The sequence below is a fragment of the Streptosporangium longisporum genome (assembly GCF_039534895.1).
Taxonomy (GTDB): domain Bacteria; phylum Actinomycetota; class Actinomycetes; order Streptosporangiales; family Streptosporangiaceae; genus Streptosporangium; species Streptosporangium longisporum.
This window is the reverse complement of the sequence record NZ_BAAAWD010000015.1, coordinates 754,231-766,821: the sequence shown is the minus strand read 5'-3', so window position 1 is coordinate 766,821 and position 12,591 is coordinate 754,231. Positions and strand designations below refer to the sequence as shown.

General features: G+C 70.4%; 6 protein-coding genes and 1 pseudogene. 2 read left to right on the top strand and 5 right to left on the bottom strand.

Features of this window, described 5'->3' with window-relative positions:
• Window positions 1-39: 39 nt before the first annotated feature.
• Window positions 40-5,016, bottom strand: a pseudogene (locus tag ABD832_RS42340) (beta strand repeat-containing protein); the annotation flags it as partial.
• On the opposite strand from ABD832_RS42340, the gene ABD832_RS29625 reads away from it, so the two are divergent.
• Both ABD832_RS29625 and ABD832_RS29620 read left to right on the top strand, forming a co-directional pair.
• Entirely contained in the window at window positions 4,967-5,137 is a 171-nt protein-coding gene (locus tag ABD832_RS29625; protein WP_344901413.1) for a hypothetical protein, read from the top strand. The pseudogene ABD832_RS42340 and the gene ABD832_RS29625 sit on opposite strands and share 50 nt — an antisense overlap.
• Window positions 5,138-7,366: 2,229 nt before the next feature.
• Entirely contained in the window at window positions 7,367-8,011 is a 645-nt protein-coding gene (locus tag ABD832_RS29620) for a hypothetical protein (RefSeq protein ID WP_344901410.1), read from the top strand.
• Window positions 8,012-8,068: 57 nt separating this feature from the next.
• Here ABD832_RS29620 and ABD832_RS29615 read toward each other — a convergent pair whose 3' ends face one another.
• The 4 genes from ABD832_RS29615 to fxlM form a co-directional block, all read right to left on the bottom strand.
• Entirely contained in the window at window positions 8,069-8,830 is a 762-nt protein-coding gene (locus ABD832_RS29615) for an ABC transporter permease (protein ID WP_344901407.1), read from the bottom strand.
• A gap of 109 nt (window positions 8,831-8,939) precedes the next feature.
• Complete coding sequence (locus ABD832_RS29610) at window positions 8,940-9,944, bottom strand: ATP-binding cassette domain-containing protein (protein ID WP_344901404.1); 1,005 nt, start codon at window positions 9,942-9,944, stop codon at window positions 8,940-8,942.
• A 504-nt stretch (window positions 9,945-10,448) separates the two neighbouring features.
• The gene (locus tag ABD832_RS29605; RefSeq protein WP_344901401.1) at window positions 10,449-10,910 is read right to left on the bottom strand and encodes a DoxX family protein; all 462 of its coding nucleotides are present in this window, start codon (window positions 10,908-10,910) and stop codon (window positions 10,449-10,451) included.
• A 401-nt stretch (window positions 10,911-11,311) separates the two neighbouring features.
• Window positions 11,312-12,484: a methyltransferase, FxLD system gene (fxlM, locus tag ABD832_RS29600; protein ID WP_344901398.1), complete on the bottom strand. Its 1,173-nt coding sequence runs from the start codon at window positions 12,482-12,484 to the stop codon at window positions 11,312-11,314.
• Between the last annotated feature and the right edge of the window lie 107 nt (window positions 12,485-12,591).

Sequence of the window (12,591 nt, the reverse complement as noted above, 5' to 3'; positions counted from 1 at the left end):
GGGGGTGCCGGTGCCGGTGAAGGCGGTGGTCGTCACGGTCACCCCGGTCAGGGTGGTGTTGCCGGTGTTGAGCACCAGGTAGGAGTAGGTGACGGTGCGTCCGGCCGCGGCCACCGTGGTCGGTGACGCGGTCTTCAGCAGGGCCAGTGCGGGGGCGGCGGTGGCGGTGACGGTCGCGGTGGAGGCGTCGGAGGTGACGGCGGGACCGGTCGGTGGGGTTCCGGTGGCGGTGGCGGTGTTGACGATGGATCCGGCGTTGATGTCGGCCTGGGTGACGACGTAGGTGTTGGTGCAGGTCGTCGAATTCTGGGGCGCGAGGGTGGTGACCGGGCAGGTGATCGCGGTGGGCGTGCCGGTGCCGGTGAAGGCGGTGGTGGTGACAGACACCCCGGTCAGGGTCGTGTTGCCGGTGTTGAGGACCAGGTAGGAGTAGGTCACCGTCTGCCCGGCCGCCACCACCGCGTTCGGCGACGCCGTCTTCTGCAGGGCCAGGGCCGGAGCGGCCGTGAGGGTGACCGTCGCGGTCGACGGTGCGGAGGTCACGGCCGGACCGGTGGGTGGTGTGCCCGAGGCGGTGGCGGTGTTGGTGATGGTCCCGGCGTCGATGTCGGCCTGGGTGATGACGTGCGTCCCGTTACAGGTCACCGACTCCTGCGGTGCCAGCGTGGTCAGGGGGCAGGTGATCGGGCCCGGCGTACCGGAGGCCGTGGAGACGTCGGTGATGGCCACCCCGGTCAGGGTGGTGTTACCGATGTTGACGACCGCGTAGGAGTAGACGATCGTCTGGCCCTCCTGCGTGGCGGCCACCGGGAACGCCGTCTTCAGCATGGCGATGGCGGGAGCGGCGATGGCGGTGACCGTGGCGGTGGAGTCGTCGGAGGTCACGGCGGGACCGGTGGGCGGTGTGCCGGTGGCGGTGGCGGTGTTGACGATGCTCCCGGCGTTGATGTCGGCCTGGGTGGTGACGTAGGTGTTGGTGCAGGTCGTCGAGGCTCGCGGGGCCAGGGTGGTGACCGGGCAGGTGATCGCGGTGGGGGTCCCGGCACCGGTGAAGACGGTGGTCGTCACGGTCAGACCCGTCAGGGTGGTGTTGCCGGTGTTGAGCACCAGGTAGGAGTAGGTCACGGTGCGTCCGGCGGCTGCCACCGTGGTCGGCGACGCGGTCTTCAGCAGGGCCAGTGCGGGAGCGGCGGTGGCGGTGATGGCCGCGCTGGAGGGGTCGGAGGTGACGGCCGGTCCCGACGGTGGGGTTCCGGTGGCGGTGGCGGTGTTGGTGACGGCCCCGGCGTTGATGTCGGCCTGGGTGACGGCGTAGGTGCTGGTGCAGGTCGTCGAATTCTGGGGCGCGAGGGTGGTGACCGGGCAGGTGATCGCGGTCGGCGTGCCGGTGCCGGTGAAGGCGGTGGTCGTCACGCCCACGCCGGTGAGGGTCGTGTTGCCGGTGTTGAGGACCAGGTAGGAGTAGGTCACCGTCTGCCCGGCCGCCACCACCACGTTCGGCGACGCCGTCTTCTGCAGGGCCAGCGAGGGAGCGGCCGTGAGGGTGACCGTCGCGGTGGAGGGATCGGAGGTGACGGCCGGTCCGGTCGGTGGGGTTCCGGTGGCGGTGGCGGTGTTGACGACGGTCCCGGCGTCGACGTCGGCCTGGGTGATGACACGCGTTCCGTTACAGGTCGTCGAGGCCTGCGGGGCGAGGGTGGTGGTCGGGCAGGTGATCGCGGCCGGGGTGTTCGAGCCGCTGGAGACGTCGGTGATCCTCACCCCGGTCAGGGTGGTGTTGCCGGTGTTGACGACCGCGTAGGAGTAGGCGATCGTCTGGCCCTCCTGCGTGGCGGCCACCGGGAACGCCGTCTTCAGCATGGCGATGGCGGGAGCGGCGATGGCGGTGACCGTCGCCGTGGACGGGCCGGAGGTCACGGCGGAGCCGGTGGGTGAGATGGCGGTGGCGGTGGCGGTGTTGGTGACGCCCCCGGCGTCGACGTCCGCCTGGGTGATGGCGTACACGCTCGTGCAGGTGGTGGTGGTCTGCGGGGCGAGGGTGGTGGCCGGGCAGGTGATCGGGGTGGGGGTGCCGGTGCCGGTGAAGGCGGTGGTGGTGATCCTGATGCCGGTCAGCGTGGTGTTGCCGGTGTTGAAGATCAGATAGGTGTAACTGATGGCCCGCCCCGCCGCCACCACCGTGGTCGGTGCCGCCGTCTTCAGCAGCGCCAGACCGGGAGCGGAGATGGCGGTGACCGTGGCGGTCGAGGAGGTGGAGGTCACGGCGGGACCGGTGGGTGGTGTGCCGGTGGCGGTCGCGGTGTTGGTGATCGTCCCGGCGTCGATGTCGGCCTGGGTGACGACATAGACGTTCGTGCAGGTCGTGGTGGCCTGCGGGGCGAGCGTGGTGACCGGGCAGACGATCGCGTTGGAGGTCCCGGTGCCGGTGAAGGCGGTGGTGGTCACCCTGACCCCGGTCAGCGTGGTGTTGCCGGTGTTGACGACCGCGTAGGAGTAGGTGATCGTCTGGCCCGCTTCCGTCACGGTCACCGGGAAGGCCGTCTTCAGCAGCGCCACGCCGGGAGTGGCGGGGGCGGCGACCGTGGCGGTGGAGTCGTCGGAGGTCACGGCCGGTCCGGTGGGGGGTGTTCCGGTGGCGGTCGCGGTGTTGGTGACGGCTCCGGCGTCGATGTCGGCCTGGGTGACGGCATAGGTGTTCGTGCACGTCGTCGAGTCCTGCGGCGCCAGCGTGGTGACCGGGCAGGTGATCGCGGTGGGGGTGCCGGTGCCGGTGAAGGCCGTGGTGGTCACCCTCACCCCGGTCAGGGTGAGGTTGCCGGTGTTGATGACCAGGTAGGAGTAGGTCACGGTACGTCCGATCCCGGTCACCGTGGTGGGTGAGGCGGTCTTCAGCAGCGCCAGGCCGGGAGCCGGTGTGGCGGTCACCGTCGCGGTGGAGGGGGTGGAGGTGACGGCCGGTCCGGTGGGGGGTGTGCCGGTGGCGGTGGCGGTGTTGGTGACGGCTCCGGCGTCGATGTCGGCCTGCCTGACGACGTAGGTGCTCGTGCAGGTGGTCGAGGCCTGTGGCGCCAGCGTGGTGACGGGGCAGGTGACCAGGGACCGCGCCCCTATGCCCGAGAAGGACGTGCTGGCCACGCTCACTCCGGTCAGCGTGGTGTTGCCGGTGTTGACGACCAGGTAGGAGTAGGTCACGGTGCGTCCGGCGGCGGTGACGGTGGTCGGCGAGGCCGTCTTCAGCAGCGCCAGGCCGGCGGCCGGTGTGGCGGTGACCGTGACGGTGGACGGATCGGAGGCCACGGCCGGTCCGGTGGGTGGCGTGCCGAAGGCGGTCGCGGTGTTGGTGACGGCCCCGGCGTCGACGTCGGCCTGGGTGGTGACGTAGGTGCTCGTGCAGGTCGTCGTCGCCTGCGGCGCCAGCGTGGTGACCGGGCAGGTGACCGCCGAGTGCGCGCCGGTGCCGGAGGTGGTGTCGGTCACCCTGACCCCGGTCAGCGTGGTGTTGCCGGTGTTGATGACCGCGTACGAGTAGGTCACGGTGCGTCCGGCCGCGGTGACGGTGGTCGGCGAGGCCGTCTTCAGCAGCGCCACGCTGGGAGCGGAGGTGACGCCCACGGTGGCGGTGGACGCGGTGGAGGTCACGACCGGTCCCGACGGGGGTATACCCGAGGCGGTCGCGGTGTTCGTGATGGCTCCGGCGTCGATGTCGGCCTGATTCGTCACGTAGGTGCTCGTGCAGGTCGTCGAGGCCTGCGGTGCCAGCGTGGTGACCGGGCAGGTGACCACGGACCGCGGCCCCGTCCCCGAGAAGGCGATGGTGTTCACCCTGACCCCGGTCAGCGTGGTGTTGCCGGTGTTGACGATCGCGTACGAGTAGGTCACGGTCCGCCCGGCGGCGGTCACGGTGATCGGTGAGGCGGTCTTCAGCATCGCGAGGGCCGGAGCGGAGGTGATGCCGACCGTGGCGCTGGAGGGGGCGGAGGTCACGGCTGGTCCGGTGGGTGGTGTGCCGGTGGCGGTGGCGGTGTTGACGATGGATCCGGAGTCGATGTCGGCCTGGGTGATGACGTAGGTGCTCGTGCAGGTCGTCGTCGCCTGCGGAGCGAGCGTGGTCGCCGGGCAGGTGGCCACCGGTGGTGTTCCCGTCCCGGAGAAGCCGGTGCTGTTCACCCTGACCCCGGTCAGCGTGGTGTTGCCGGTGTTGACGATCAGGTAGGAGTAGGTCACGGTCCGTCCGGCGGCGGTCACCGTGGTGGGCGAGGCCGTCTTCAGCAGCGACAGGCTGGGAGCCGGCGTGGCCGTGATCGTCACCGTCGACGGGTCGCTGGTCACGGCCGGTCCGGTGGGGGGCGTGCCGGTGGCGGTGGCGGTGTCGGTGACGCCTCCGGCGTCGATGTCGGCCTGGGTGGTGACGTAGGTGCTGGTGCAGGTCGTCGATGCCTGCGGCGCCAGCGTCGTCGTGGGGCAGGTGATCGCGGAGTGCGGCCCCGTGCCGGAGAAGGCCGTCTCCGTGATCCTCACGCCGGTGAGGGTGGTCCTGCCGGTGTTGGTGACCAGGTAGGAGTAGGTGACGCTCCGCCCCGCGGCCGTCACCGTGCTCGGTGACGCCGTCTTCAGCATCGCCAGCGACGAGACCTGTACGGGGACCACCGTCGAGGTGCCCCCGGTGGTCACGCCGGTCTGGGTGGGGGTGTCGGCGTTGGAGAACTCGACGGTCGCGCTGTTGTTCACCGTCGTGCCGGGGGAGTTGGCCCCGAGCGTGACGCGGAACCTCACGGAGGTGGACTGGCCGGGTGCCAGGCTGCCGCCGCTGACGGCGTTGGCCCCGGTTCCCAGCCGCGCCTGGACCTGGTTGTTGATGAAATCCCCCTGGTCGTCCCCGGTGCGGTCCGTCTTGGCCCCGATGTTGGGCCCCGTCACCACCGAGATGCTCCCCGGGACGTAGACGGTGTTGGCGGGGATCGGGTCGGTGAGCGCCACGTTGATGGCGGTGTCGTCCCCGGTGTTGGTCGCGGTAATGGTGTACTCGATGATCGATCCCGGTTCGGGGTCGCCCCCGCCCACCACGGTGGCGGACTTGGTCGCCTGGATGTTCGCCTGGCGCAGGGCGACCTGGGCGAAGATCGCCTGGGGCCAGTAGGCGTCTCCCGCGGTGCTGAAGATGAACCGGGCCGAGGTGTCGTTGTTGCGGAACGCGGTGGAGGCGTCGACGATGTTGGAGTCGTAGCCGAGGGTGTTGGTGTAGGCGGGGTTGCGGTCGGTGACCTGGCCGCCGAGCGTGGCGATGGTGGAGTTGAAGAAGTTGTTCGCCGGGTGCAGGGCGTCGCTCAGAACGGTCAGGGGGCCGTTGGTGGTGTCGATGCTCAGGGAGTCGCCGGTGATGGCGTTGTCGCCGTCGTAGGCGATCTCCCCGATCTGGACGCTCACCGCGCCGGTGGTGGGGGTGCGGATGCCCGACAGGGTGATCGCGGTGTCCGGGGTGGCGTTCTGCTGCTCCAGGAAGCCGTCGAAGACGGTGATGTTGCGCAACGGCAGCGTCGCGTCGCGGTAGGCGACCACCAGCGACCAGCCGCCGAAGGCGCCCAGGCCGTCGTTGCCCCGGGCGGCCTGGACGTTGGCCACCGTGTAGGTGCCGGCGCCGGCCGCGGTCACGATGGAGGTGACGTCCGCCGAGGCGCCGTAGACGATCCCGTTGGCGGTGATGTTGTCGGGGGTGTCGCCGATGTCACCGGCCGCGGCCACGATCGTGCGGTAGACCGCGCTGCCCGGCGTCCTGAACGACACCTGCCCGCGCAGGGCGATGTCGGGCGCCAGGCGGTTGCCGGCCGGCAGGCCCGCGGTGTTGTTCGTGGTCTGGCTGCGCGCGCCCCAGTACAGGCGGGCGTAGGCCACCTGCGCACCGGCCGACAGGGTCAGGTTGGCGGTGCTGGAGTTGAACGTCGCCGTGTCGGCGTCCACGTCGATGAAGGTGGCGTCGACGTTGTTGTTGCCCGAGCCGGTCCGGCGCGTGGCACAGTCGGGCACCGAGGGGGGGTAGCAGGTGACGACCGAGTTCGCGGCGCGGGTGATCGCCCCGCGGAAGTTGTTCACGTAGCGCTGGGTGAAGGGGATCGGCGCCAGCAGGGCCGCATCCGTGCCCGCCCGCTGCTGGTCGGGCCTCGCGTCCGCTCTCGTGTCGGCTCGCGCGTCGGCCTTCTCGTCCGGGCGGGCCGGCCCGGTCTCGCTCTCGGCCCTGGTGTCGGCCTCAGCCTCGGTCCCGGCTCCGGTGTCGGTGTCGGTGTCGGTGTCGGACGGAATCTGCGCGGGTGATCCTGGTGGGACGTCGCCGCTGTTCTCGGCGTTCTCCGACGCCGGTCCGGCCGGGGTGTCGCCCGGGGTGTCGGCCGGCATGCGCCGCTCTCCGACTCGCCCGTCGGTCGTGACCCGGGATTCGCCGGTGGGCGCGTCGGCCGTGACCTCGGCCCCGTCCGCCGACGCCCTGACGCCTCCCGGGTGACCCGGGGCGTCCTGGCAGGTGCGTCCCGCGTCGGTCTCGACCGTCGGGATGTACAGCCTCCCGACGGTCGTCCGGACCGCGTACCGGACCGTGATGTCCTCCCCGGCCGTCACATCGCCCGTCCACCTCAGCATGGGCTTCTCGTAGGTCAGCGTGCCGGAGGTCGCCAGCGTCTCACCCACGGTCCTGCCTTCGGGAACCTCGGAGAGGTCCTCGCTGAACCTCGCCCCCTCCGCGTCGGCCTCACCGGTGTTGACCACGTGCACCGTCACGATCGTCCGGGCACCGTCACGACGCGCCTCACGGGTCAGCCGCAGGGTCGGACCGGTCCGGCCCGAACCGCAGGTGATCTCGAACGACGGGACCTCCGCCTTCTCACGAATCGCGGCGGAGGCGTCCGCCGTCACTCCCAGGCCGACCGCACAAGCCATGAATCCAGACAAAGTGCTTTTAAGAAATCTCCTGCGCGCACACGTCCTAGGCAGCACGACCGACCTCCCGCAGGAATTCCGACAAAATATGTCGAATCAGCAAACGGGGGGACGAACTTTCTGTCGTGACATTACCCTGACCACGGCTCTAAGAGGATAGCCGGATCATCAACGGCCGAAACCTCCGTCGGGCCAGGTAATCACGACCTGGCTGATTATATTGCTGCCTGGGATTCGATTCCTTTACATGCGGCATTTCTCCCGCAAAGGTAATCAACTATGATTCGTCCTGGTCTTTCCTGATGAATCCCGGGCACCGCGATCGGCCCCCCGGTCGGAGGACGGCTGCCGGAGCGGTTCCGGTGAGGATCGGCGTTCCTTCCGGCCGTCCCCTTCATGGCGCCGCCGGCCGCCCGGGAGGGCGCGCCATGCGGATGCGACGATGATCCTCGTGCCCGGCGGTGGGGAACCGGGCCGTACGAGCGACGACGACGATCCCACGGGGGACGAGATGAGCCGACCCGAGTCCATGATGCTGGACGAGGCGCTGCCACGCTGGCACCGGAGGGAGCGGCACCGGCTGCCGGTCGATCTGCCGGCCCCCGCCGTGATGCGTGCCGCCGCCGAGGTCACCTGGGCGGAGGTCCCGCTGTTCCGGGCGGTGATGACGGCGACGGGGCTGGGAAGGACCCGGTTCCCGGCGGACGCCCCGGTGCTGGACCTGTTCCTCGGCAACGGGTTCACGGTGCTGCACCGCGGTGAGGACGAACTGCTGGTCGGCGGGATCGAGCGCGTCTCCCGCCAGCGGCCCGTGATGCCGCTGGCACCCGGCACGACCCCGGAGGTCTTCCGTGCCTTCGAAGCGCCGGGTCACCTGAAGCTGGCGGTCAACTTCCGCTGCGTCGGCGGCGTGTTGAGCACCGAGACCCGGGTGTACGTCACCGACCGCCGCTCCCGGTGGCTGTTCGGGGCGTACTGGCTCGTCATCCGGGCGGGCAGCGGGTTCATCCGCCGGGTCTGGCTCCGGGGCATCCGCAGCCGCGCCGCCCGTACCGGACCGGACATCGGTCCCGCGAGCCGGGTCTGAGGCGCCGGGCCCGGAGAGACCGGCCCGGTCTGTGAGCCGGACCGGTCCGGTGGGAGGTCAGATGCCGCGGCGCATCGCCCTGGTGCCCGTGACCAGGCCGATCACGGCGATCGCGCAGGCCGCGACCGTCCCGTACAGCACCGAGGTGTCCGCGAAGCGGCCGGAGAAGAGCGACCGCTCCGCCTCGACGATGTAGGAGATCGGGTTCAGCGCCGCGGCGGTCTGCAGCCACCCCGGGCCGGAGTCCATCGGCAGCAGCACGCCCGACAGCAGCATCAGCGGGAACATCACGAGCTGGGTGACCCCGTAGAAGAGATCTCCTCCCGGCCTGGACGCGATCGCCAGCACGAAGGAGAGCGCGCCCAGGCCGACGCCGAACACGACCAGCATCACCAGACCGGCCAGCACTCCCGCCGGATGCAGGCGGAAGCCCAGCGGCACCGCCAAGGCGATGATCAGGACGGCCTGGGCCAGCAGGGCCACGAACTCCTTCAGCGTCCGGCCGACCAGCATCGCCGTGCGGTCCAGCGGGGTGACCAGCATGCGCTCCATCGAGCCGCCGATCAGCTCCACCAGCAGCATGTATCCGGCCATCATCGGCCCGGACAGGCACATCATGATCAGGATGCCGGGCACGAACCACTGCCAGTGCGAGCCCTGGCCCGCGAAGCTCTGCGTCTGTCCGAGCAGCGGGCCGAACAGGAACAGGAACAGCAGCGGCTGCCCCATGGTGAACAGGAGGCCGAGGGGCTCACGGAACATGGGGGTGACCTCGCGGGAGAACACGGTCGCGGTGTCACGGAGGAACGGAACGCTCATGGGGACCTTCTCTGCGGGAGCGGGGGAAGCAGGGGAAACAGGGAAAGCGGGGAAGCGGACGAGAGGGAGGCGACGCGAGGGAGGAGCGGGAGGGCCACGGTGCGCGCGGTCAGGCGACGGTCTCGGGAACGGTCTCTCCGGCCGGGGCGCCGGGGGCGGTCTCGTCGGACTCCCGCAGGCTGCGGCCGGTCAGCGCGAGGAAGACGTCGTCCAGCGTGGGCCGGGAGGTCTCGGCGGTGGCGGCCTTCACGCCGGACGCCTCCAGGTGGCGCAGGTACTCCGGCAGCGCCGCGTCCGCGCGGGGCACCCGCAGCCACACGGTCGTCCCGTCGGTGGTCACCGCGCCCGCCCCGGCCATCCGCTCGGCGATAACGGCGGCCCGCGCGGTCTCGGACGCGTCGTGCAGGGTCACGGTGACGCGGTCACCGGCCAGGTCGCTCTTCAGCCCCTCGGCCGTCCCGTCGGCGATGACCCGGCCGTGGTCGATGATCACCACCCGTTCGGCCATGCTGTCGGCCTCCTCCAGGTAGTGGGTGGTCAGGAAGAGGGTGGTGCCGTGGTCCGCGCGCAGCCGCAGGATGTGCTCCCAGATGTTGGCGCGGCTCTGCGGGTCCAGGCCGGTCGACGGCTCGTCCAGGAACAGCAGGGCGGGCCGGTGGACGAGCCCCAGGGCGATGTCGAGGCGGCGGCGCTGGCCTCCCGACAGGGTGCCGGGTTTGCGGCCGGCCAGCGGTCCCAGCTCCAGCCGGTCGAGCACCTCGTCGGCTCGCCGGCCGGCCTCCCGCCGGGTGAGGCCGTAGCAGCGTCCCTGGGTCACCAGCTCGTCGCGGACGCGGAAGTTCTCGCCCGCGCCGTTCTTCTGCCCGACGTAGCCGATCCGGGCGCGGACCCCCGCCGGGTCCGCCACGACGTCACGGCCCGCCACGGTCGCGGTCCCCGACGTCGGCGGGAGCAGCGAGGTGAGCATGCGCAGGCTGGTGGACTTCCCCGCGCCGTTCGGGCCGAGGAAGGCCACCAGCTGGCCCGCCTCCACGTCGATGTCGAGGCCGCGTACGGCGTCGACGCTCTCCTTCTTGATCATGAATCGGCGGGTCAGTCCTCGGGCATGGATCATCGTCCCCTCCTCGGGGTGTGGGATACGGGGGCATGCCGAAAAGACCCCTGCGGGGGCTCGTCGGGAGATGCCTCATCCTCACCCACGTGATCCGCGGATGGCAAACGTGAAAGGTGCATTCATGTTCTGTCTGACCTGCGGAAACACGGTTCCGTCCGGGATGCGGGACGGGAGGCTTCGCCGGTCGTGCCGGGGGTGACGGCCGCGCTGACGTGGGCTTTTCCCGGCAGCGGCCGTACGGCGAGAAGAGAATGTGGATTTTTCGCGATCCGGGCTCGCGCGGGGCGGCGCCGGGGTCTTCCGAGCCCGGCCGGGAACGTCGCCGGACGTCATCGGTGAGCGCCACCGGACGCCGCCGGACAGCGAAGAACTCCGGGCGCCCGTGGGCACCCGGAGTTCTCGTGTCCCCGAAGGGACCCGGAGCGGGTGGTGTCAGGTCTTCCCGAACCGTCAGGTCTTTCCGAACCGTCAGGTCTTTCCGAACCGTCAGGTCTTCCCGGACTGTCAGGTCTTCCCGAACTGCGGCTGGACCGGAAGGGGATCGGTGAGGGTGCCGGAGGCGCCGGCGCCGCGACGGCGGAACAGGGCGTCGAGTGCCCAGGGGCCGGGGCCGAGCACGGCGATGATCAGGAACGACCAGCAGAACAGGGCCGCGAGCTCGCCGCCGTTGCGCAGCGGCAGGAAGTCCTGCGGGAGATGCACCACGAAGTAGGCGTACGCCATCGAGCCGGACGCGAGCGTGGCGGCGGAGCGGCTGAAGACCCCGGCCAGGACGAGCAGGCCGCAGACCACCTGGATGAGCGCGGCCCACCAGCCGGGCCAGACGGCGAACTCGACGGCCTGGCCGGTGCCGCGGTTGCCACCGAAGAGCCCGAACATCGATGCCAGGCCGTGGAACAGGAAAAGGAGACCCGTCACCATACGGAAGAGCGAGAGGACCGGGCCGCTCAGTCGGTCGACTTTCATCGGATCACCCCCGCCTTCTGTCGGGGGGACCCGTCCGTCGTCTCCGCACGATGCCGCGGTGGTCGTAGCTCCGCTTTCGCACCGTCACGTTTCATGTACGCGACCACTTCTACCTCCAGGTGAACCGGGCGTCAGATTCCCCGTCATGGTAGGTGACCACGGATGTGGTGTCCGGCCTCGAAAAAACGCGCTGTTTGGAATGGATCCAGTTCAGGATGAAAGAGGCAGTTGGGCAGGGTATTGGGGTCTTTGGTCAATACCTGTTCTACTTGATGGGTTGATGTAACTTTCAACTGTCCTGTGAATGGCGCGTTCCATTCCTGCTCCCCGTTCTTCCCGGACCCGGACCCGGACCCGCTCACGACCACCGGAACCCCGGGCGCCGTCCCGTGCGGGAGGGGTCAGACGTCCTTCCAGGACAGGGCCAGGGTGGTGTGGCGCTTGGGGATGAGCAGCCCGTCACGCGGGGCCTCGCCCTGGTAGGCGTCGATGCGGAGCCCGGTCGTCATGGGGCGATCCGCCATGTCCCACGCCTGGACGTGGGCGACCAGCTCGGAGGCCAGCCGCAGCCGGTCCGGCCCGTGACCGCGCGCGATCAGCGTGCCGTCCGGTGACGGCTCCAGCAGGCACAGGTTGTCGCGCTCCACGATCCCGACGGCCATCCTGAACCCCGTCAGGTCGAGCGGGGGCGAGGCCAGCCACCCCGGCCGCACCTCCGAGATCGTGCACCAGCGCGGTTCGTGCACCGCCAGCCAGAGGCTCAGCCCGTCGAGGAGCTGGGAGGGGCCCACGCTGATCTCGGTGGAGCGCTCGACCACGGGCCCGTCGAGCGCCCCCAGCACGTCACCGATCTCACCGGCCTCGGGCAGCGAGATCATCAGGTCGGACTCCCGGTCCAGCACCACGGTCGTCTCCGGTCCCGCGAAGGGGCCGCGCATCCGCATGAACCCGCAGGGCAGGACCGAGCGGCTGGTCCAGTGCCCGTCGTCGCGCTCCATCGCCACCGAACGCTGCACCCCCCGCAGGTCCAGCGGGGCGACGAGCCGGCCGTCCGGCCCGAGCTGCTCCAGCCAGGCCGGGGCCAGGTCCCACACGCCGACGGTGGCGATCACCCGGTCGTAGGGCGCCTCGGGCGGGAACCCCCCGGCCCCGTCGGCGCACACCAGCCTCACCTCGGGATGACCGGCCGCCTCCAGGTGCTCACCGGCCAGCGCCACCAGGTCCGGGTCGATGTCGACGCTCACCACCAGGCCCTCGGGCCCCACCAGGTGGGCGAGCAGGGCGGCGTTGTACCCCGTCCCCGTCCCGATCTCCAGGATCCGCTGCCCCGGTGCCACGTCGAGCTGGTCGAGCATCAACGCCATGATCGCGGGCTGGGAGGAGGAGCTGATCGGCCGCCCCTGCTCGTCGCGCTTGGTCACGATCGCGTCGTCCTGGTAGACGGTCTCCGCCGGGAGATCCGGCAGGAAGACATGCCGCGGCACCGTCCGAAGCGCGCCGGTCACGGCGTCGCTGATTCCTCGTACGCGGACCTGAGAGACCAGATCCTCCCGTAACGCGTGCCACTCAGCCATCTCGACCTCCGTGCCGTATGCGTACCTGGTGCCCTGAGTTTTATATGCCCCCGTGGATGGTGAAGCTCCATGGCGCGCCGCTGTTCGCTGTCCCTTATCGGACAAAT

Coding starts and splice junctions, on each gene's coding strand:
- ABD832_RS29620 (WP_344901410.1), top strand. CDS start 7,367: ATGATCCTCGTGCCCGGCGGTGGGGAACCGGGCCGTACGAGCGACGAC.
- ABD832_RS29615 (WP_344901407.1), bottom strand. CDS start 8,830: ATGAGCGTTCCGTTCCTCCGTGACACCGCGACCGTGTTCTCCCGCGAG.
- ABD832_RS29610 (WP_344901404.1), bottom strand. CDS start 9,944: ATGATCCATGCCCGAGGACTGACCCGCCGATTCATGATCAAGAAGGAG.
- ABD832_RS29605 (WP_344901401.1), bottom strand. CDS start 10,910: ATGAAAGTCGACCGACTGAGCGGCCCGGTCCTCTCGCTCTTCCGTATG.
- fxlM (WP_344901398.1), bottom strand. CDS start 12,484: ATGGCTGAGTGGCACGCGTTACGGGAGGATCTGGTCTCTCAGGTCCGC.